The following is a 19,805-nucleotide window of genomic DNA, read 5'->3' as shown; positions in this document are numbered from 1 at the left end:
CCGGGTGTGCCGGGCCCACGGGTCCGGCGCACCCGCTGCAGGGAACGCTAGGAAAGGATAAGTATGGGAGCCCAGATCCGGGTCTACCGCCAGAAGATCAGCTCGACCACGTCGATGCGCAAGATCTTCAAGGCGATGGAACTGATCGCTACCTCGCGCATCGGCAAGGCCCGTGCGCGCGTAGCAGCTTCACTGCCTTACGCGAACGCGATTACGCGCGCCGTTTCTGCTGTCGCCAGCCAGAGCGAGATCGACCACCCGCTGACCACCGAGCCGGAGCAGATCCGCCGTGCCGCCGTCCTGGTAATCACCTCGGACCGCGGCCTGGCCGGTTCTTACTCTGCCAGCGTGCTGAAGCAGGCGGAAGGCCTCGTCGAGCTTCTTCACGAAGAAGGCAAGGAAGTCAAGACCTACGTCGTCGGACGCAAGGCCCAGGCCTACTTCGATTTCCGGAACCGCGAGTATGCGCGGGTCTGGACCGGGGGGACCGACGCGCCCGAGTTCGCGACCGCACGTGAGATCGGCGAAGCTCTGCTGTCGGAATTCGCAACGGAGTTCGAAGAGGGCGGCGTAGAGGAAATCCACGTCGTCTACACCCGCTTCAAGTCCATGGTCACCCAGGAGCCGACGGTCATCCGGCTGCTCCCGCTTGAAGTTGTGGAAGAACAGGCTGCATCTGAATCGGACCTCTTGCCGCTGTACGAGTTTGAGCCGGAAGCCGAGCGGGTTCTTGACGCGCTGCTGCCGCGCTACATCGAATCCCGTATCTTCGCAGCCATGCTGCAGGCAGCAGCTTCCGAGCTCGCCGCCCGCCAGCGGGCGATGAAGTCCGCAGGCGACAACGCGACAGACCTGATCAAGAAGTACACGCGTCTGCGCAACACGGCCCGCCAGGCCGAGATCACGCAGGAACTCTCCGAGATTGTTGCCGGTGCCGACGCTCTTGCGTCCTAGCCTCCACCACCTCGGTTCCCGCGTAACCAGCACCACCACAGATAGACTTAACCCCACGCCATCTACTGAATGAAGTGAGAGAGATGACTGCCACTGCTACCGAACACGTAGCCGCAACGTCCGGTGCAACCGGCCGTATTGCGCGCGTAATCGGCCCGGTTGTCGACGTCGAATTCCCGGCTGACGCAATCCCGTCGATTTACAACGCCCTCACCACCGAGATCACTCTCAACGGTGAAACCAAGACCATCACCTTCGAAGTTGCGCTGCACCTGGGTGACAACCTCGTCCGCGCCATCTCCCTCCAGGCCACCGATGGACTCGTCCGCGGCACGTCCGTGGTGGACACCGGCGCCCCGATCTCCGTTCCCGTCGGTGACGGCGTCAAGGGACACATCTTCAACGTGCTGGGCCAGCCCCTGGACGTTGCCGAGTCGGAACTGGAGATCACCGAGCGCTGGCCAATCCACCGCAAGGCCCCCAGCTTCGCCTCCCTCGAAGGTTCCACCGAGATGCTGGAAACCGGCATCAAGGTCATCGACCTCCTCACCCCGTACATTAAGGGTGGAAAGATCGGCCTCTTCGGCGGCGCCGGTGTGGGCAAGACCGTGCTGATCCAGGAAATGATCACCCGTGTTGCCCGCAACTTCGGTGGTACCTCGGTCTTCGCCGGTGTTGGCGAGCGTACCCGTGAGGGCAACGACCTCTGGGTTGAAATGGAAGAGGCAGGGGTCCTCAAGGACACTGCCCTTGTATTCGGCCAGATGGACGAGCCGCCGGGAACGCGTCTGCGTGTGGCCCTGTCCGCGCTGACCATGGCGGAGTACTTCCGCGATGTGCAGAACCAGGACGTGCTGCTCTTCATCGACAACATCTTCCGCTTCACCCAGGCCGGCTCCGAGGTATCGACCCTGCTGGGCCGCATGCCTTCCGCCGTGGGCTACCAGCCCAACCTGGCGGATGAGATGGGCCTCCTTCAGGAGCGCATCACCTCCACGAAGGGCCACTCCATCACCTCGATGCAGGCCATCTACGTCCCCGCAGATGACTACACCGACCCGGCTCCGGCCACGACCTTCGCACACCTCGACGCGACCACGGAACTTTCCCGTGAAATCGCCTCCCGTGGTCTGTACCCGGCCGTTGACCCGCTGACGTCCACGTCCCGCATCCTGGATCCCCAGTACATCGGCAAGGACCACTACAACACGGCAGTCCGCGTGAAGCAGATCCTGCAGAAGAACAAGGAACTCCAGGACATCATCGCCATCCTCGGTGTCGATGAACTCTCCGAAGAGGACAAGATCGTCGTCTCCCGTGCACGCCGCATCCAGCAGTTCCTCTCGCAGAACACCTACACCGCCAAGCAGTTCACCGGCGTTGAGGGCTCCACGGTTTCCATCAAGGACACCGTTGAAGGCTTCTCGGCCATCTGCGACGGCGAGCTGGACCACGTCGCGGAGCAGGCGTTCTTCAACGTCGGCGGCCTCGACGACGTCGAGCGCCAGTGGGCCAAGATCCAGGAACAGACCAAGTAATATGGCTGAGCTTGAGGTTGAGATTGTCGCAGCGGACCACTTCGTGTGGTCCGGAGCGGCCAAGATGGTCAAGGCCCGCACCAGCGATGGTGAAATCGGAATCCTGCCCGGCCACTCGCCCCTGCTGGCGATCCTGGCCGAGGGTGAACTGGCCATCCAGCCGGTGTCCGGGGACCGTATTGCGGTAGACGTCGACGGCGGGTTCTTCTCGGTCGACAACAACCGCGTGGTTATCGTTGCTGACAACGCCCAGCTGGGCGGCTCGGCTACCGCTGGGATCCGCTAGCACGACCTTGATGGACGCACCGGGTATTCCGTTCATCGCACTGGCAATCGCCTTCGGATTGCTGATCATTGCACTGTGCCTTTCGGGGGTGCGCCGCTTCAACCTGCGGCGTGCCCTCGGCACGGTGGACGCCTCCATTTGCGTTGCTGGAAACAGCTGGCAGATGGGGGTTTGTCGTTATCAGGACAACGACCTTGAATGGTTCAGGCTCATCTCCTTGAGCGTGCGTCCCAAATACACGTTCAAGCGCAGTTCGCTGGAGCTGCTGGGCCGCCGGAAACCCACGGAGGCGGAAGCCGTCAAGGTCCAACCGGACGTGGTGATCGTTGAGCTCCGTTATGAGGGGCAGGACCTGCACCTTGCCATGAAGTTCGACGCATATACGGGTCTTTCATCCTGGCTTGAGGCAGGTCCGGTGATAGGCGTGGGGACCTGGCGCTAGCCGACGTGGATTGGCTTTCAGACATCCGGCTCACGGACGGTCCACTGTATGGGACCGTCCTGGTATTGGGAATGGGCGGCGCCGCCTATCTCCTGGTGCCACCCTGGCGCGCCTCCATGACGCCGGGGCACCGCGCCCGGGCGTGGGCGGTCCGCATCGTCACCGCCGCGGCAGCCGCCTTTGCGCTGGTGGGTACGGTGCACTGGGCGCTCATCAACATCTTCTCCACCTTCCCCGAGGACCTGCCGGACCCCGTCCTGCTGTGGATTGTGCCCGGTGTTGCGGCTCTTCTCCTGGGCCTGCTCCGGCTGCCCCGGAGCAGCTGGGGCGGACGCGGGGGAGGGATCCTCGCCGCACTGCTGGTGGTGCTGCTCTCGGCGATCCAAGTCAACGCGTACTTTGGCCTCAACAGGACCGTGAGCGATCTGCTGGGTACGGCCCTGGCCCGGATACCGGCCCTTGAACAGGACCTTATGCGCCGTCCGGGCGCGTCCGACGGCGTACCCCTCCAGGGGTGGAAGCCGGAAGGGGAGCTGCCGGACGGGGGCGTCCTGCGGAAGTCCGCGATCCCTGGAACGCAGTCCGGGATGAACACGCGTGAGGCCTACATCTACCTTCCGCCGGCCTACTTTGCGGCGAACCGGCCCGCATTGCCGGTACTGGTTCTGGTGGCCGGACAGCCGGGCGGGCCGGCGGACTGGCTCACCGGCGGCGCAATCCGCGGTCACATGGATTCCTTTGCCGCGGCACACGGCGGAGTGTCCCCGGTGGTGGTCATTCCGGATCCCAACGGGTCGCAGTCCGCCAACACCATGTGCATGGACAGCCGCATTGCCAACGCGGACACCTATCTCTCACAGGATGTACCTCAGTGGATCAGTTCCACCCTGGCGGTGGATACCAACCACAGCCACTGGGCTGTGGGTGGCTTCTCCTTCGGCGGCACGTGTGCCGTGCAGATGGGAACCCGGCATCCCGACGTCTACGCCGACGTGCTCGCCTTCTCCAGCGAGGCCGAACCTGCCATTGCCAAGGAGCGGCAGAAGACCATAGACGCAGCATTTCCCGGAAACCCAGATGAATTCACCAAGCAGACTCCACTGGAGATCATGAAACACCAACGGTTTGAGTCCAGCGGCATGTACCTTACTGCAGGCCAGAACGATCCCGAGTTCGTGGGGAACCTCCACACGCTGGCGGCTGCGGCAGAGGCCGCCGGCTTCACCGTGCAGGCACACGAGGTGGAGCACACGGGCCACTCCTGGGATACGTCCTCCAAGCGGTTCGCGGATGCGCTGCAGTTCCTTGGCAGCCAGTGGGGGCTGCAGTGGTGAGCACCAGGAAACCGGAACGCACGGCCGCCCTGATGTGGGCCGCCGTCGGACGTCCGGCAGTCCAGCAGGCGCTGCTCACGCTGAAATCCATGCCCTTCACCCTGGGCGTGCTGGTTGCCTTCCTTGCGGCCGCTGCCCTGACCGGAAGCTTCCTTGACGGGCCGCCTGAGCAGCTCCTGGGCCTGGCCTCGGTCAGCGGCCCCGGCCTGCGCAGCGGGCAGTGGTGGACGCTGTTCACCAGCGCCTTCTTCGCCACCAACCCGCTCGCCTACCTCGCCGCGTCGCTGATGATCGTGCTGCTGCTGGGCCTGGCGGAGCGCAAGCTTGGCCGGCGGGCCGCCGTCGGACTGTTCTTTGGCGGGCAATTCGCGGCCGTCACGGTGTTCCTCCTGGTAACCCAGCTGGCCGTGTATGTGGGCGACGGCTGGCTGGACCGGATGGTGGATGACAGGCTCATCGGTCCGTATGCCCCGGTGCTTGTTGCCGGGCTTGCGGCCAGTGCCCGGATCACGCTGCTGTGGCAGCGCCGGCTCCGCACCGTGGTGCTGTCCATTTCCCTGCTGCTGGTCCTGTACGTGGGGCACGCCGAAACCGTCATTGGCCTCATCGGCGCCCTTCTTGGCCTCCTTGCAGGCTGGTGGATCCAGGGGGACCAGGGGCGGCTTCACCGTCACCGGTCAACGGGCCGGGAAACCAGGAACCTCCTGGCCCTGACCGTTGCCGTGTTCGCGGTGGGTCCCATCCTGACCGGAATCACGCGTGCGCCAACCGGCCCGCTGGCTTTGCTCCGGGACGTCGTCCTGAGCCCGATGCCCACGCTGAACCAACTGATCTTCAACTGCGGCGCCACCGTTGACGCCACTTGCCTGGAAACGGGCAGGGCAGGGTTTGCCGGCCCGTTCGGCCTGGCGCTGGCCGTGGTGCCGGTCCTCCTGCTGCTGATCTGCGCGGACGGCATGCGCCGGGGCCGCCGGCTGGCCCTGAACATCGCGCTGGCCATCCAGTTGGCTGTCACCGCCCTCGCCGCGGTCTACCTGGCACTGTTCGCCCTTGTTCCCTCACGCCTGCAGGGCACGCATGCAACGCCGCTGTCCTCGGCCTTCGCACATGTGCTGCCGCTCGTGGTGGTTCCGCTGCTGCTGGCAGTGGTCCTGTGGCTGAACCGGCGGCAGTTCCGCGTGCAGACGCGTCCGGGCGCCCGGCGGACGCTCGCCGCGGTGGTCTGCGGAACCTGGCTGGTGCTGGCCAGCTCATATACCGTGGCCTGGTTCTGGTCCGGCGGACTGTCCCGTGACGGCGGCTTGCTGGGCCTTTTCGCCGAGTTGGCCCGGCAGTACGTCCCGGTGCCCATTCCGCAGAATTTCCGCCGGGTCTTCCCGGAACGCGACAGCGCCGAAGCACTGCTGTTCGCCTACTCGGGACCGGTGTTCTGGCTCGTGGCCCTGGCGGCGGTGTTGTGGGTGCTGGTGGGCCGGCACCACGGCCTCCACTTCGGACGGCAGGACCGCAGCCGCGCCCGGGAACTGCTCCACCAGGGCGGCGGACCCTTGTCCTGGATGGCACTGTGGGAGCCCAACACGTACTGGTTCAGCCCGGACGGCGCAGGCGGCATGGCCTTCCAGCAGCATGGGACCGTGGCCCTGACCCTGGGCGGTGCATTCGGTGACCGCAAGGCCGAGCAGCGGGTCACCGAAGGCTTCCTGGACTACTGCCGCAGCCAGGCCCTGATACCGGCGCTGTATTCCTGCGACGACACCATGTGGCCGGTACTGAGGGAACGCGGCTTCTCCCGCGTGGCCGTGGCCCAGGAGACCCGGCTGGCGCTGAACGAGCTTGAGTTCAAAGGCAAGGAATGGCAGAACGTCAGGACCGCCCTGAACCGCGCCGCGAAGCTGGGCGTCCATGCCGTCTGGGGCTCCTACCATTCGCTGCCCGCAACGCTCCGGCTAAGGCTGAACGAAGTGTCCGAGGAATGGGCGGCCGGCAAGTCCGTTCCGGAAATGGGCTTCACGCTGGGGGGAGTGGACGAGCTCGACGACGAGGAGGTCCTGTGCTGCCTGGCCGTGGACGGCCACGGCGTGGTCCACGGCGTGACCAGCTGGCTGCCCGTGTACGACGGCGGGCGGCTGGTAAGCAGGACCCTGGATGTCATGCGCCGCGGCAGTGAAGGATTTCCGGGGGTGATGGAATTCCTGATTGCCTCCGCCGTACTGGAGTTGCGGGATTCCGTGGACGTGATCTCCCTGTCGGGTTCGCCGCTGGCCAGCCGTCCCGATGCCCAGCCGGAGCGGGGAACAGGAACAGGCGCGGAGGGAACAGGCGCCGGGGGAACGGGCGCTGAGGGAACAGGCGCCGGGGGCCCCGGCGGGGGCGAGGACGCAGGGCAACAGGAGGGCGCCCCCGATGAGGGCGCGCAGAACCTGGTCAGGATCCTGGACCTGGTGGGCCACGCGCTTGAGCCGGTCTACGGCTTCCGCTCCCTGGCGGCCTTCAAGTCCCGGTTCAAGCCGGAGTACCGGGCGCTTTACCTGTACTACCAGGATCCGTTGCACCTGCCCGCCATCGGCAGGGCCTTGACCCGCGCCTACCTCCCCGGTCTTTCCCTGGCGCAGGGCGCCCGGCTGGTGCGCAAACTGGTGACCTGAGGCGGCAGCAACGCCGGCATAAAAAATGGTCCCCGGCAATCCTGCCGGGGACCATTTGATTCGCTGACAGCCGCGGGAAGCGGCCGGGCGGTACTAGACCAGCGTTACGCCGGTAGCCTGGGGACCCTTGGCGCCCTGGCCGATTTCGAACTGAACGCGCTGGTTCTCGTCGAGGGTCTTGAAGCCGCCGGTCTGGATTTCGGAGTAGTGAACGAAGACATCGCCATCGGAGTCATCCGGGGTGATGAAGCCGAAGCCCTTTTCAGCGTTGAACCACTTGACGGTTCCCTGTGCCATTTATTTCTCCTCATTGTGGAACTTTTTAAGACCGGCACACCTCGTGCCGACCTTGGTCACTCCGCGAGAAGAATCCTGATTGCCTTTCCCCGATGGGAGGTCCGGCGCTGCAGGAGCTTCGCGCTCGCAACATGTCTTGCGAGCATGAAAAACACCTACACAAAGACTGAGATAAGAATTTCATGCCCGTTCCCGCAGGTCAACGGGCCGGAGGACAAAAAGGACAAAATTTAGGTAAAAAAGAGATGTCGCTGAAGCCTGCACCGAATGCCGGGCAATTAAGTGCCTAAAGCAACAAAGGCAAAAACTAGAAGAGGCGGGATTCGCTGTCGTCCACTCCGCGCATGGCGTCGTAGTCCAGCGTTATGCAGTCGATCCCGCGGTCGTTTGCCAGCACCTTGGCCTGCGGCTTGATCTGCTGGGCCGCAAAGATTCCCCGGACCGGTGCCAGCAAAGGGTCGCGGTTGAGCAGCTCCAGGTACCGGGTCAGTTGCTCCACGCCGTCAATGTCGCCCCGGCGCTTGAGCTCAATGGCCACGGTGGCGCCGTCCGCGTCGCGCGCCAGGATGTCCACGGGCCCAATGGCGGTGAAGTACTCGCGCCTGATGAGGGAGTAGCCCTGTCCAAGCGTCTCGATCTGCTCGGCGAGCAGCCGCTGCAGGTCCGCCTCCACCCCGTCCTTGATCAGTCCTGGATCCACGCCCAGGTCGTGGGAGGACTCGCTGATCTTTTCGTGGATATTGATGATGAGCCGGTCATCGGTCTTGGCCGACTGCACCGTCCACTGCTCCACCACGCCAAGTTCGAGGTCCACTTCGTCGGGGGAAGAAACCCGCAGCGTGGCAGGCGGGCTCATCCAGTTCAGCGGCTTGTAGGAACCGCCGTCGGAATGGACCAGCACGGAGCCGTCCGCCTTGACCAGCAGGAGCCGGGTGGCGAGGGGGAGATGGGCTTTGAGCCGGCCAACGTAATCAACGGAGCAATGGGCTATGACAAGTCGCACGCCGTACAGACTATCGCGTGGGCTCCGCAGGCCATGTCCGACGGCGGGGCGCCGGGTGCATCGGAAGCGGCGGCAAGGAGCGGGACAGGGGAGTGGGCGGCCTGGGGCAGAATGGATACATGCCGCGTTCCAACCGTCCCCGCCGTCCTGTTTCCGGCAAGGGTTCCGCTTCCGGCAGGGGCGCAGGAGGAAAGAGGAGCGGGGACATTCCCGAACTGGACCTGGAACGGGCACGGGCCGGTATCGCCCGCCGCGAGAGCGCCCCGGACGGCGAGTGGATGGTACGGACCATGACCGCCAGGAATGCTGAGAAGACCTACATCTGCCCGGAATGCTCCACCGCCGTGCTGCCCGGCGTCGCACACCTGGTGGTCTGGAAGGACGACCACCTCTTTGGTGCCGCCGCCGGGCTGGCCGAGCGGCGGCACTGGCACACCAACTGCTGGATGACGCGCAGCTACCGGTACCGCTGACGCCGCCCGCTGTCGCTAAGCTGGCAGTCATGACTTTTGATCCGGCGTCGTACCACTTCACCCAGGCCGGGGGCCCTGTCCCCATCCGTGCCTCCACCGTCCTGCCCGCCCGTCGAGAGAACATCGAGCTGCAGACGGAGGACGGCCACACGCTGGTGGGCGAGCTGGCACTGCCGGAATCCGGCCCCGTCAAGGCAACGCTGATCACGCTCCACCCGCTGCCGACGCACGGTGGCTTCATGGATTCCCATGTGTACCGCAAGGCCTCCTACCGGCTGCCGGCGCTGGCGGGCATCGCGGTGCTGCGCTTCAATACCCGGGGTACGGCCTCCCCCCGGGGTGCCAGCAGCGGCGCGTTCGAGGAAGGGATAGGGGAGCGGCACGACGTCGAGGCAGCCGTGCGCTTCGCCGTTGAGCGGGGCCTGCCCAACCGCTGGCTGGTGGGCTGGTCGTTCGGGACCGAACTTGCGCTGATGTACGGCGCCGTGGAGCCGGTGGCCCCACAGATCGAGGGGGCGGTGCTGCTGTCGCCTCCGCTGCACCGCGCCACGGACAAGCACCTGCAGCTGTGGGCCGAATCCGGCAAGCCCCTCACCGTCCTGGTGCCGGAGCACGACGACTTCCTCCAGCCTGCCGAGGCAACCGCAAGGTTCAGCCTGGTGCCGCAGGCCCGCGTAGTGGGCGTGGCCGGGGCCAAGCATCTGTGGGTGGGGGAGAAGTACGCCGCACGGGTCCTGAACGACATCGTGGCGCTTGTCAGTCCAGATGCCGCCGCAGCACCGCTGCCGCAGGAATGGGAAGGGCCGGCGGCGACGGCCGGCGCCTAAGCGGCCCCGCAGGGAACGACGTGCGGGGGCCAGCGGGTCAGTGCTGGTCCTGCCGGACGATATAGATTTCCCGGAGCAGCAGCAGGACCGCTGCGGCAGTGGGGATGGCGATCAGCGCACCGAGCACGCCCAGCAGGCTTCCGCCGGCAATCACGGAGATCACCGCCACGGCACCGGGCACGGCAACTGCCTTCTGCATGATGCGCGGCGAGATGAAGTAGGCCTCGAACTGCAGGTACGCGAAATAGCAGATGGCGTAGATGGCGGCCGCCTGCCAGCCCTGGGTGAGGGATACAAGGATCACCACAATGCCTGCGATCATGCCGCCCACCAGCGGGATGAAAGCGAGCAGGACCACCACGAACGCCAGCAGCAGGGCAAAGGGGATGCCCACGATGGACATCACCACGAAGGCGAAAGTGGCGTTGAGGAGGGCCACGCATGCCTGGCCGATGACGTAGTTTCCCACTGACCGGGTGATCTCCTCGGAGAGGGCGGCCACCCGTTTGCGGCGGGAGCGGGGGGCCAGCCTGTAGCCCCACTTCTTCATCGCCGGCAGCGCTGCCAGGAAGTACAGGCTCAGCACCAGGACAATGAGGGTGCCGAAGAGCCCGTTGGCCACGGTGGATCCGAATCCCACCACGCCGCCGAAAATGCCGCCCATGGCCGCCGGGTCATTGACGAACTTGTCCAGTTCCTCGGTGATGCGGTCCCGCACGCCGAACTGGTCATCGAGGCTGCGGAAGAAGTCCGAGTCCATGAAGCTGCGCACCCAGTCCGGCGCCTGCCGCACGATCTCCGACACCTGTTCAACAATGGTGGGGATAAGAGTGGCGAAAAACCCGACGACGGCGCCCATGAGGACAGCCACGGAGACAAGGATGCCGGCGGGCCGGGGGATCTTCCTGTTTTCGAGCCAGCCCACCACGGGTTCAAGTCCCAGGGCGATGAACAGCGCCGCCACGATCCACAGCAGCAGCTGCGTGGTGTGGGAACCGATCCAGTAGACCAGCAGCGCCAGTCCCACGCCCACTGTCCCCATGAAGCCCATGTACAGGGGATGCTGGGGGGACATGCGCGGCCCGGGGTGGCCGAACTGGGGTTCCTCGTCACCGCCGTGGTCCGTCTGGGGAACCTGCCCGGTGTATTCCGGGGGCATTTCGAACCGAAGCCTGGGCTGTGCTCCGGGCAAGGGCTGGCGGAGCCTGCGGACCACCTGGCCGAGTGCAGCCGCTGCCGTGCCCCTGCGGTGGGCTGCCGCTGCCATTCCCAGGGGAGGCACCGTCGCAGGGACAGGGCCCCTGGAATCCCCGGGATTTCCAGTTGCCGCCGAGGATGGGTCCGTCTTGTCAGTCACTGGTTTTGGGGGCCTGTTCCGTGCGTGGCTCCGTGTGCGCGGGCCAATGTGATGATCATCGCAAACACTATCAGCAGGCTTGTCACCGGGAGCCGAAGCCACCGCCCGGAGGTCTTCGGAAGAGGGGCCGGAACGGGCAAAAAGGGGCTCCTGGTAACAAAAAGGTTACTATTGAAGGCAAACCCCCGCTGATGATAGGTGTTTCCCTTGCGTTTAAAGACTGCAGCCGCACTTGTGCTGCTCGGCCTCCTGACACTTTTGGCCGGCATCGGCCAGAGAACCATCTGGGCTCCATCCGAGACGTTCACAGCGTCCGTGCCGGCGGATGCCGCCGGCGCGCCGTTGACGGTCATCGACCAGAAGCTGCGCACCCTGCATGACGGAACCGTCAAGATCACCGTCCAGGGCGACGGCAACTTCATGCTGGCCACGGGACGGCCCGATGACGTGAGCGCCTGGGTGGGCCAGACGGCCCACAACACCATCACCGGCGTCACCGAAGACGAAAAGTCACTCGTGGTTGAGCACGCCGACGGCGAAGGGACCGCCCCCAACCCGGCCGGTTCCGACCTCTGGGTTTCCAATGAGAATGCCAGCGGCGAGCTTGAATACACCTGGACCCCGCCCGCCGACGGTGACTGGAGCCTGCTCCTCGCTTCCGACGGCACCAAGGCCGCCCCGGCTTCTGTCTCCATGACCTTCCCCAACGACACGTCCACCCCCTGGGCGGTCCCGCTGATGGTCCTGGGCAGCCTGCTGATCGTGGGCGGAATTGTCCTGGGACTGCTTTCAGCCCGCCGGAAGGACGGCGAGGGCGGTGACAGCGGCTACGCCCGCCGCGCCCGTGCACGGAACGCCGAAACGCAGGGCCAGGCCCCGTCGTCGTCCTCCTCTTCCAAGGCCACCATGGTGGCGGCCGGCGTGGTTGCCGCCCTGCTGGCCGGATCCGCCACTGCTGCCCAGGCCGCCAGTCCAAGCCCGCTGCCGTCCGGCAGCGCCTCATCCACGGCGAAGCAAGCCGCGGGATCGCCGGTCCTGCTGGACGCCCAGTTCCGCCGGATCCTGGAGCAGGTCTCCAGCGCCACCGACGCCGGCGACGCCGCCAAGGATGCGGCCAAGTTGGCGGACCGCGTGGGTGGACCGGAACTGGAAGTCCGTACCCAGAACTACAAGATCCGCTCCCAGGTGGGCACTTACGAGCCGCGCATGCCCGTACGTTCCACCAAGCTGCTGACCACCGTCGTTACCAGCGATCGTGACTGGCCCCGCTCGGTGCTGGCCGTGACCCAGGGCGAAGGCAACGTCGTTCCGCAGATCCTGACCCTGGTCCAGCAGTCGCCGCGGGAAAACTACAAGCTCATGGAAACCACGCCGCTGCAGCCGGGCACCACCTTCCCGAACATCAGCCGCGGCGGTACCGAGACGCTTTCCGCAGCGGACAAGAGCGGGCTGCTCTACAGCGGCGAGGAAGCAATGTCCGGCCTGGCCGACAGGCTCACGTCGGCGGACTCGCCGTTCAAGGACAAGCTGGTCGAGGGCCAGTCCTCGCCGTATATCGCCGATACCCTGTCCTACCAGGCTGAGGTGGCGAAGGCAGGCGAAAACGGCAACTTCTCCTTCACTCACAAGGTGGTCCCCGAAAGCACCGTGGTGTTCCGCACCTCGGACGGCGGGGCCCTGGTCCTGGGCCGGATCAACTTTGGCTTCGAGGGCACCCCCAAGGCGGCCGGTGACAAGCTGAGCATCGGCGACGATGCGGCAGCCCTGGCCGGCGGCAAGGAAACCACCACCGGCATGGTGCTGAGCTTCGCGGAATCCATGGCGGTCTATGTGCCGCCGGCAGGATCCACGGACCCGATGAAGCTCGTCGCCGCAACCCGCGGCCTGGTCGGAGCCACCTTCAAGTAGGGCCTGGCTGTATTACCACCGGCAGCGGCCGGAGTGGCTAGAGTGGGAAACATGAGTTCGCCAGCTTCCCGCCCAGTCCCTCCTGCCGCTGCCAACCCGGTTAACCTGCGCGGCGCCGTCGACCTTTCCTCGCTGAAGCGCCCGGCCGCCCCGTCCGGGCCTGCCGCCCCGTCCGGCCCTGCAACAGCGCCCCGGGGCGACCAGCCGGACGCACCCGCCGGCGGCCCCGAACTCAAGATCAACGTCACCGAGGCAAACTTCCAGCAGCTGGTGGAACTGTCCGCCCAGGTCCCCGTGGTGTTCGCCCTGTGGGCCCCGTACTCGCCCGAATCCGGCAGGATGCTCGAGACCCTTGAGCGCGTGGTTGCCTCGTACGGTGGACGCCTGGTCCTTGGCGCAGCAGACATCGAGGCCTTCCCGCAGCTGGCCCAGGCCTTCCAGGTGCAGGCCGTTCCCACCGCGGTCGCCGTCTTGAAGGGGCAGCCGGTGCCGCTCTTCCAGGGCAGCGCGGAAGAAGAGCAGGTGCGCAGCCTCTTCGACGAACTCCTCAAGGTGGCTGCAGCGAACGGGGTCACCGGAAGCCTTGGCGGGGAAGCGGGCGGGGAACAGGAGCCCGCGCCGCTGCCGCCGCTGCACCAGGCCGCCTTTGACGCCATTGAGGCCGGCGACTACGCCGCCGCAGCTGCGGCCTACCGCCAGGCGCTCAAGGAGATGCCGGCCGACCATGAGGCCAAGGCCGGCCTGGCGCAGGTGGAACTGATGGACCGGCTGCAGTCGTTGTCGGCCCAGGACAGCGAGGCGCTGCGTGCGCAGGCCGCGGATGAGCCGGACAACCTGGCGGCACAGCTCGGCGTGGCGGACCTCGACGTGGCCGGCGGCCACGTCGAGGATGCACTGAACCGGCTGGTGGCGTTCATCGGCAGGAACTTCGGCCCGGAGCGGGAGACCGCACGGGTACGGCTGCTGGAGCTGTTCGACATCGTGGGCGCGGGTGATGAGCGGGTAGCAAAGTCGCGGCAGGCGCTTGCCCGGGTGCTGTTCTAGTGCCGGCCCTGTTCCAGCCGCTGACGCTGCGGTCCATGGAGCTGCAGCACCGTGGCTGGGTATCGCCCATGTGCCAGTACAGCTGCGATCCCGACGACGCCCCGGGCGTTCCGAACGACTGGCACCTGGTGCACCTTGGCGGGTTTGCCACGGGCGGCGCCGCGATGATCCTCACGGAGGCCGCGGCAGTAAACGCCGCCGGCCGGATCAGTCCCCGCGACGCCGGCCTCTACAACGACGACCAGGCGGCGGCCTGGCAGCGGATTATCTCCTTTGTCCACCGGCACGGTACCGCCGGCACCAGGATCGGCGTGCAGCTGGCCCACGCCGGCCGCAAGGCGTCAACGTACTGGCCGTTTTCGGGCAAGCACGGGAGCGTTCCGGCGTCCGACGGCGGCTGGGACACCGTGGGCCCGTCCACCACCGCATTCGAGGGCTATGCGGCGCCTGCCGCCATGACCGTGGAACAGATCCACGGCGTCATTGCCGATTTTGCCGCTGCCGCCGTGCGTGCGGTGGACGCCGGCTTTGACACGATGGAGATCCACGGGGCGCACGGCTACCTCCTGCACCAGTTCCAGAGCCCGCTGATCAACCAGCGTGACGACGACTGGGGCGGGGACGAAACCGGTCGGAACCGGCTCATGCTGGCCGTGGTGGACGCCGTCCGCGCTGTCATTCCCGATTCCATGCCCCTGCTGCTCCGGATCTCTGCCACAGACTGGGCGCCGGGCGGCGTGGACCAGGCGGCGTCGGTGCGGCTGGCCCGCGAGGCGGCCGCCCGCGGCGTGGACCTGGTGGATGTCTCCAGCGGCGGGGCCGTGGCGCACCAGCAGATCAAGCCGGGCCTGGGCTATCAAACCGGATTCTCCGCAGCCATCCGCGAGGAGGCAGGAGTCGCCACCGGCACGGTGGGGCTGGTGACCACGCCCGGGCAGGCGGAGCACGCCGTTGCCACCGGCCAGGCCGACGGCGTCTTCACTGCGCGCGCGGCGCTGCGCGACCCCCACTGGTGGCTGCGGGCCGCCTTCGAACTGGGTTACGACATTGCCTGGCCGCCCCAGTACGAGCGGGCCATCCCGCGGCGTGCCTTCTGACCGTGGCGTCCGGCATGGCGCATCCTGGCGGAACGGGGCCGCAAACCAAGGTTGACCGGCAGCTGGAAGCGAAGATCCTGGAACTGTTGGCATCCCGTGCGGACACGGCCACCATCTGCCCCTCTGATGCTGCCAGGGCCGTGGGCGGAGATGACTGGCGCCGGCTCATGGAACCCGCCCGGGCCGCCGCACGCCGCCTGGTGGACGCAGGGCAGGTCCACATCACCCAAGGCGGTTCCGTCGTTGATCCGGGTACGGCCAGGGGTCCGATCAGGCTCCGGAAAGTGCCCCCGAACTAAGTACCCGGCCTGCTTCAGCCGAGCAGGTCATCCACGTAGCACCAGCGCCAGTCCTCACCGGGTTCAATGCTGCGCATGACCGGGTGGCCGGCTTCCTTGAAATGGCGGCTGGCGTGCCGTCCCGCCGAGGAATCGCAGCAGCCAATGTTTCCGCAGGCCAGGCACATTCGCAGGTGTACCGGTGTGGTCCCTTCCCGTTCGCACCCGGCACAGGTGGGGTTCGCCGGAACCGGCGACGGCATGGCGGCGGTCAGGTGGTCGCACACGCCGCCCGGCTGGGCAAGTCCTTCGCCGCCGCCCTCTGTGGCGGCGTCGGGTTCGTTGAGGGAGGCATCAAGCATGGACTCCTCCACATCCAGCCGTTCCAGGACCTCACTGAGGACTTCATGCGCGAAGTCCCCGCCACGCCGAAGCTCCAGCACCTTGTCCCGCTCAGCCTCCAGCATGGCCATCCGCAATTGGGCGTAACGCTGGCTGGGGGTGGCCGACTCCGCGGCCGGCCTGCCCAGGCGCTCCCAGGCCGCGAGTCCCCGCTCCTGGGTCCGGCGCCGGAGCATATCCATGACCTCGGGCGGGTCGTTCTCGCGCCGCAGCTGCTCCAGCCGCTCCATTCCCGCCGCGGTGGCCAGCTGCATCAGCGCGGCCTGGTTCAGCGCGTCCTCGCGCCTGTCCGGTCCCGGCAGCCCCAGGACCCGGACCAGGGCCGGCAGCGTGAATCCCTGCAGCACCAGGGTGCCTGCCACCACCACCATGGCCGCCAGGACCAGTACGTTGCGGTGCTCCAGGTCGTCCGGCAGCGTCAGGACGGCGGCAAGGGTAACCACGCCGCGCATGCCTGCCCAGGACACAATGGCCGGGAACTGCCAGGGCGGCGCGGGGTCTTTCCGCTGCACGGAAGGGATCAGCCGGGGCAGGTACGTGGCCGGAAAAACCCAGACGGGCCGCAGCACCAGCACCGCCAGCAGGATCACGGCACAGCCAAGCCACACCCGGCCGGCACCCAGCGAATCGTCCTGGACGCTGTCGATGATGCTCCGCACCTGCAGGCCGATCAGGAGGAACACGGCGTTCTCCAGCAGGAACTGGACGGTGTCCCAGTTGCTCCGGGCGCTTTGCCGCGCGGCGCCGTTGGGCATGGACGGCGCCTTGGTGCCCATCACCAGGCCGGTTACGACGACGGCGAGCACCCCGGACGCGTGGATCGCCTCGGCGGGGAGGAACGCAACGAAGGGTGCCATCAGAGATGTTGAGGTGTTGATGGCAACGTTGCTGATCCGCTTCCTGACTTCGGTGAGGAGGTACGCTGCGGCCAGTCCCACCGCCAGGCCGCCGCCGGCCGCCACCACAAATCCACCCGCCACATCCAGGGCGGAGACGGAGCCCGCGATGGCCGCCACCGCAGCACGCAGGCACACCAGTGCCGTGGCGTCGTTGACCAGTGACTCGCCTTCCAGGATGTTCACGATCCGGCGGGGCATCCCCACCTTCCGTGCAATGGCCGTAGCCGCCACCGCGTCAGGCGGCGCCACCACCGCGCCAAGCGCAATGGCTGCGGCCAGCGGGATTTCCGGGAACAGCCACCACACCACCAACCCGACTCCCACGGTGCCGAAGATGACGTAGCCAACGGACAGCAATCCGATGGAGCGGCGGTTGCTCTTGAAGTCGAACAGCGACGTGCGGAACGCGGCCGCGTACAGCAGCGGCGGCAGCAGGCCGACCAACACCAGTTCGGGGTTCAGCTCGACGGGCGGAATGAATGGCAGGAACGATCCCGCCACCCCGGCCAGGACCAGCAGCAGCGGAACCGGGATATTGAACCTGCGGCCCACGGCGCTGCCGGCGCACACCACAGCAACGATCACCAGCAGGCCCAACGCAATACCCATGGGGCTAGTTTCGCACCCCCGAAGCCCCGGTCCGCGGACTAGGCTGGCAGCATGACTGCTCCGATACCGTCCCCGGCGCCGAATACGGGGCCCGTGGCGGCCCTGTCCATCCGCGGGCTGGCCAAAAGGTTCGGCGGGAAGATCGCGGTGGACGGCATCAGCCTGGAGGTCCCGGCGGGTTCGTTTTTCGGGATCGTGGGGCCCAACGGTGCGGGCAAGACCACCACGCTGTCCATGGCCACCGGCCTCCTGCGTCCCGATTTCGGCACGGCGGTGGTGCACGGGGTGGATGTGTGGCGGCACCCGCTGGAAGCCAAGCGGCTGATGGGGATCCTGCCCGACGGCGTCCGGCTCTTCGACCGGCTCACCGGGGAGCAGCTGATCACGTACGCCGGGCTGCTGCGCGGCATGGACAAAGCCGTGGTGGCCGCCCGGGTAGGGGAGCTGCTGGCGGCAATGGACCTGGCCCAGGACGCCGGGACGCTGGTGGTGGACTATTCCGCCGGCATGACAAAGAAGATCGCCCTGGCCTCGGCCTTGATCCACGCCCCGAGGCTGCTGGTCCTGGACGAGCCCTTCGAAGCCGTTGACCCGGTGTCGGCGGCGAACATCCGGTCCATCCTGGACCGGTACGTCGCCTCCGGTGGAACGGTCATCGTCTCCAGCCATGTGATGGACCTGGTCCAGCGCATGTGCGACCACGTCGCCGTGGTGGCCCGGGGCAGGCTGCTGGCCGCAGGAACCGTGGACGAGGTGCGGGCCGGCGCCTCGCTGGAGGACCGTTTCGTGCAGTTGGTCGGAGGCCACAGCCACACGGAAGGGCTGGAATGGTTGCGCACCTTCTGAGGCTCAAGCTCACGCTGCTGCGCAACGGACTGCGCCGCAGCCCCTGGCAGCTGGTGGGCATGGCCATTGCGGGGCTCTACGCGCTGGGGGTTGTGGCAACACTGATCATCGCCCTTGTCCTCCTGCGCAACGCCGGCCCCGCCGCCGCGCACACCACAATCGTCCTTGGCGGCTCCGCCGCCGTGCTTGGCTGGGGCATCATTCCGGTGGTGGCATCCGCCACGGACATGACGCTCGATCCGGCGCCCTTCACCACCTTTGCCATTCCCATGAAGCAGATGCTCACCGGCCTCGCCCTTGGCGGACTGATCGGCATCCCGGGGTTGGCCACCACGCTCGTGGCCCTGTCCACGGTGGTGACCTGGTCCCGCGGCGTGCTCCCCGCGCTTGCCGCCCTCCTTGGCGCATGCCTGGGTGTCATGACCTGCGTGGTGCTGGCCAAGGTGGTCACCACCGCCACGGCAAGCCTGGCTGCCTCGCGGCGCTTCAAGGACATCAGCGCCATCGCCTTCATGGTGCCGCTTGTCCTGCTGGGCCCCATCGTGGCAGGGGTTGGCCGTGGCATCTCCGCTTCCACCGGATTCCTGCCCGGGTTCGCCGGGACGTTGTCCTGGACGCCGCTCGGGGCACCGTGGTCCCTCGGTGGCGACATCGCATCAGGCCGGCCCGGGCAGGCGGCGGTGAAACTGCTGGTTTCGGTGGCGGTCCTCGGCGCCCTGGCCTGGTGCTGGAAGCTCCTGCTCGAGCGGGCGCTGGTCACCCCGCCGTACGCCGGTGCCGGGAAGCGCAAGGGCGGCCGGCTGGGCCTGTTCGGCGTGCTGCCGGCCACCCCGGCGGGCGCGGTGATGGCCAGGTCGCTCACCTACTGGATCCGGGACCCGCGGTATTCGGGATCGTTGGTGGTGATCCCGCTGCTTCCGGTGGTGCTGGGTGTCCAGGGGGCCCAGACCGGCAGCTATGGCAGCCTTGCCTTCCTTGCCCCGGTGTCGGCCTTCATCCTGGCCTGGTCCATCTCCGCGGACGTCTCGTACGACAACACGGCGTTTGCGCTGCACCTGGCCACCGGGGTCCGCGGGGTGGCTGACCGGCTGGGCCGGGCCCTGGCCTGCCTGACCTTCGCCCTGCCCGTGGTGCTGGTGTTCTCGGTGGGCTACGCGGCATTCACCCGCAACTGGGCCGCGCTGCCCGGCCAGCTGGGGTTCAGCCTGGGGATCCTCTTCACCGGCCTGGGGCTGTCCTCGGTGGTGTCGGCCCGCTACACGGTGACCGTGCCGCTTCCGGGCGACAGTCCGTTCAAGAAGCCACCGGGCAACGTGGGCCAAACCCTTGCCGTTCAGTTCGTTGGAATGCTGGTCCTGATGGTCCTGGTCCTGCCCGAGGCAGCGCTGCTGGTGGCACAGGCTGTCACCGGCAACGTCCTGTTCGGCTGGCTCACCCTCGCCGTGGGGACCGTTTTGGGCATGGTCCTTTTCCTGGCCGGTATGCGGCTGGGCGGCAAGTGGCTCGAGGCGCGGGGGCCGGAGCTCCTGGCGCAGGTTACCGTCAACCGCTGACAGTTCCCGGAAA

General features: G+C 67.0%; 18 protein-coding genes. 14 read left to right on the top strand and 4 right to left on the bottom strand.

Annotated elements, in window-relative coordinates; genetic code table 11:
• Positions 1 to 63 precede the first annotated feature (63 nt).
• The 6 genes from ASG79_RS01685 to ASG79_RS01660 all read left to right on the top strand — a co-directional run bounded on the left by ASG79_RS01685 (position 64) and on the right by ASG79_RS01660 (position 7,199).
• On the top strand, positions 64 to 954 hold the full coding sequence (locus ASG79_RS01685; RefSeq protein WP_056387988.1) for a F0F1 ATP synthase subunit gamma: 891 nt from the start codon (positions 64 to 66) through the stop codon (positions 952 to 954).
• Between the two features lie 83 nt (positions 955 to 1,037).
• Positions 1,038 to 2,492, top strand: a complete 1,455-nt coding sequence (gene atpD, locus ASG79_RS01680) for a F0F1 ATP synthase subunit beta (protein WP_056387986.1) — start codon at positions 1,038 to 1,040, stop codon at positions 2,490 to 2,492.
• A 1-nt stretch (position 2,493) separates the two neighbouring features.
• The gene (locus ASG79_RS01675) at positions 2,494 to 2,778 is read left to right on the top strand and encodes a F0F1 ATP synthase subunit epsilon (RefSeq protein ID WP_018760117.1); all 285 of its coding nucleotides are present in this window, start codon (positions 2,494 to 2,496) and stop codon (positions 2,776 to 2,778) included.
• A 10-nt stretch (positions 2,779 to 2,788) separates the two neighbouring features.
• The gene (locus tag ASG79_RS01670; RefSeq protein WP_018768399.1) at positions 2,789 to 3,220 is read left to right on the top strand and encodes a DUF2550 domain-containing protein; all 432 of its coding nucleotides are present in this window, start codon (positions 2,789 to 2,791) and stop codon (positions 3,218 to 3,220) included.
• 5 nt (positions 3,221 to 3,225) lie between these two features.
• A complete protein-coding gene (locus tag ASG79_RS01665) occupies positions 3,226 to 4,554 on the top strand; it encodes an alpha/beta hydrolase (protein ID WP_056387984.1) in 1,329 nt (442 codons plus the stop codon).
• Positions 4,555 to 4,586: 32 nt separating this feature from the next.
• A complete protein-coding gene (locus tag ASG79_RS01660; protein WP_056388184.1) occupies positions 4,587 to 7,199 on the top strand; it encodes a DUF2156 domain-containing protein in 2,613 nt (870 codons plus the stop codon).
• Positions 7,200 to 7,292: 93 nt separating this feature from the next.
• On the opposite strand, the gene ASG79_RS01655 is transcribed toward ASG79_RS01660, so the two are convergent.
• The gene (locus tag ASG79_RS01655) at positions 7,293 to 7,496 is read right to left on the bottom strand and encodes a cold-shock protein (RefSeq protein WP_011692441.1); all 204 of its coding nucleotides are present in this window, start codon (positions 7,494 to 7,496) and stop codon (positions 7,293 to 7,295) included.
• A gap of 307 nt (positions 7,497 to 7,803) precedes the next feature.
• Positions 7,804 to 8,499, bottom strand: coding sequence for an endonuclease NucS (gene nucS, locus ASG79_RS01650; RefSeq protein ID WP_018768396.1), 696 nt, complete (start codon positions 8,497 to 8,499; stop codon positions 7,804 to 7,806).
• Between the two features lie 119 nt (positions 8,500 to 8,618).
• Here nucS and ASG79_RS01645 point away from each other — a divergent pair, with 119 nt between their 5' ends.
• On the top strand, positions 8,619 to 8,972 hold the full coding sequence (locus tag ASG79_RS01645) for a hypothetical protein (protein WP_026265638.1): 354 nt from the start codon (positions 8,619 to 8,621) through the stop codon (positions 8,970 to 8,972).
• A 29-nt stretch (positions 8,973 to 9,001) separates the two neighbouring features.
• Positions 9,002 to 9,799, top strand: a complete 798-nt coding sequence (locus ASG79_RS01640; RefSeq protein ID WP_018768394.1) for an alpha/beta hydrolase — start codon at positions 9,002 to 9,004, stop codon at positions 9,797 to 9,799.
• Between the two features lie 37 nt (positions 9,800 to 9,836).
• Here ASG79_RS01640 and ASG79_RS01635 read toward each other — a convergent pair whose 3' ends face one another.
• Entirely contained in the window at positions 9,837 to 11,066 is a 1,230-nt protein-coding gene (locus tag ASG79_RS01635) for an AI-2E family transporter (protein WP_235509704.1), read from the bottom strand.
• A gap of 324 nt (positions 11,067 to 11,390) precedes the next feature.
• Between ASG79_RS01635 and ASG79_RS01630 the strand changes: the two genes are divergently transcribed.
• From ASG79_RS01630 to ASG79_RS01615, 4 genes are read left to right on the top strand one after another with little or no spacing between them, the layout of a single operon-like run.
• The gene (locus ASG79_RS01630; protein WP_056387979.1) at positions 11,391 to 13,064 is read left to right on the top strand and encodes a hypothetical protein; all 1,674 of its coding nucleotides are present in this window, start codon (positions 11,391 to 11,393) and stop codon (positions 13,062 to 13,064) included.
• Between the two features lie 51 nt (positions 13,065 to 13,115).
• A complete protein-coding gene (locus ASG79_RS01625; RefSeq protein WP_056388183.1) occupies positions 13,116 to 14,108 on the top strand; it encodes a tetratricopeptide repeat protein in 993 nt (330 codons plus the stop codon).
• A complete protein-coding gene (locus ASG79_RS01620) occupies positions 14,108 to 15,205 on the top strand; it encodes an NADH:flavin oxidoreductase/NADH oxidase (RefSeq protein ID WP_056387977.1) in 1,098 nt (365 codons plus the stop codon). The genes ASG79_RS01625 and ASG79_RS01620 overlap by 1 nt, the downstream gene beginning before the upstream one ends.
• Positions 15,206 to 15,219: 14 nt before the next feature.
• Complete coding sequence (locus tag ASG79_RS01615; protein WP_056387975.1) at positions 15,220 to 15,504, top strand: DUF3253 domain-containing protein; 285 nt, start codon at positions 15,220 to 15,222, stop codon at positions 15,502 to 15,504.
• A gap of 14 nt (positions 15,505 to 15,518) precedes the next feature.
• On the opposite strand, the gene ASG79_RS01610 is transcribed toward ASG79_RS01615, so the two are convergent.
• Entirely contained in the window at positions 15,519 to 17,393 is a 1,875-nt protein-coding gene (locus ASG79_RS01610; RefSeq protein ID WP_026265635.1) for a Na+/H+ antiporter, read from the bottom strand.
• 51 nt (positions 17,394 to 17,444) lie between these two features.
• Here ASG79_RS01610 and ASG79_RS01605 point away from each other — a divergent pair, with 51 nt between their 5' ends.
• Positions 17,445 to 18,239: an ABC transporter ATP-binding protein gene (locus ASG79_RS01605; RefSeq protein WP_026265634.1), complete on the top strand. Its 795-nt coding sequence runs from the start codon at positions 17,445 to 17,447 to the stop codon at positions 18,237 to 18,239.
• Complete coding sequence (locus ASG79_RS01600; protein ID WP_056387973.1) at positions 18,221 to 19,792, top strand: hypothetical protein; 1,572 nt, start codon at positions 18,221 to 18,223, stop codon at positions 19,790 to 19,792. Before ASG79_RS01605 ends, ASG79_RS01600 begins: the two co-directional genes overlap by 19 nt.
• The last annotated feature ends 13 nt before the right edge of the window (positions 19,793 to 19,805 follow it).

Source organism: Arthrobacter sp. Soil761 (genome assembly GCF_001428325.1).
Classification (GTDB): Bacteria; Actinomycetota; Actinomycetes; order Actinomycetales; family Micrococcaceae; genus Arthrobacter.
This window is presented reverse-complemented; position numbering and strand designations above follow the sequence as displayed.

What these genes read in the sequence shown, in the direction of transcription:
- ASG79_RS01685 (WP_056387988.1), top strand. Translation starts at nt 64, where the DNA reads ATGGGAGCCCAGATCCGGGTCTACCGCCAGAAGATCAGCTCGACCACG.
- atpD (WP_056387986.1), top strand. Translation starts at nt 1,038, where the DNA reads ATGACTGCCACTGCTACCGAACACGTAGCCGCAACGTCCGGTGCAACC.
- ASG79_RS01675 (WP_018760117.1), top strand. Translation starts at nt 2,494, where the DNA reads ATGGCTGAGCTTGAGGTTGAGATTGTCGCAGCGGACCACTTCGTGTGG.
- ASG79_RS01670 (WP_018768399.1), top strand. Translation starts at nt 2,789, where the DNA reads ATGGACGCACCGGGTATTCCGTTCATCGCACTGGCAATCGCCTTCGGA.
- ASG79_RS01660 (WP_056388184.1), top strand. Translation starts at nt 4,587, where the DNA reads ATGTGGGCCGCCGTCGGACGTCCGGCAGTCCAGCAGGCGCTGCTCACG.
- ASG79_RS01655 (WP_011692441.1), bottom strand. Translation starts at nt 7,496, where the DNA reads ATGGCACAGGGAACCGTCAAGTGGTTCAACGCTGAAAAGGGCTTCGGC.
- ASG79_RS01645 (WP_026265638.1), top strand. Translation starts at nt 8,619, where the DNA reads ATGCCGCGTTCCAACCGTCCCCGCCGTCCTGTTTCCGGCAAGGGTTCC.
- ASG79_RS01640 (WP_018768394.1), top strand. Translation starts at nt 9,002, where the DNA reads ATGACTTTTGATCCGGCGTCGTACCACTTCACCCAGGCCGGGGGCCCT.
- ASG79_RS01635 (WP_235509704.1), bottom strand. Translation starts at nt 11,066, where the DNA reads ATGGCAGCGGCAGCCCACCGCAGGGGCACGGCAGCGGCTGCACTCGGC.
- ASG79_RS01625 (WP_056388183.1), top strand. Translation starts at nt 13,116, where the DNA reads ATGAGTTCGCCAGCTTCCCGCCCAGTCCCTCCTGCCGCTGCCAACCCG.
- ASG79_RS01615 (WP_056387975.1), top strand. Translation starts at nt 15,220, where the DNA reads ATGGCGCATCCTGGCGGAACGGGGCCGCAAACCAAGGTTGACCGGCAG.
- ASG79_RS01610 (WP_026265635.1), bottom strand. Translation starts at nt 17,393, where the DNA reads ATGGGTATTGCGTTGGGCCTGCTGGTGATCGTTGCTGTGGTGTGCGCC.
- ASG79_RS01605 (WP_026265634.1), top strand. Translation starts at nt 17,445, where the DNA reads ATGACTGCTCCGATACCGTCCCCGGCGCCGAATACGGGGCCCGTGGCG.
- ASG79_RS01600 (WP_056387973.1), top strand. Translation starts at nt 18,221, where the DNA reads ATGGTTGCGCACCTTCTGAGGCTCAAGCTCACGCTGCTGCGCAACGGA.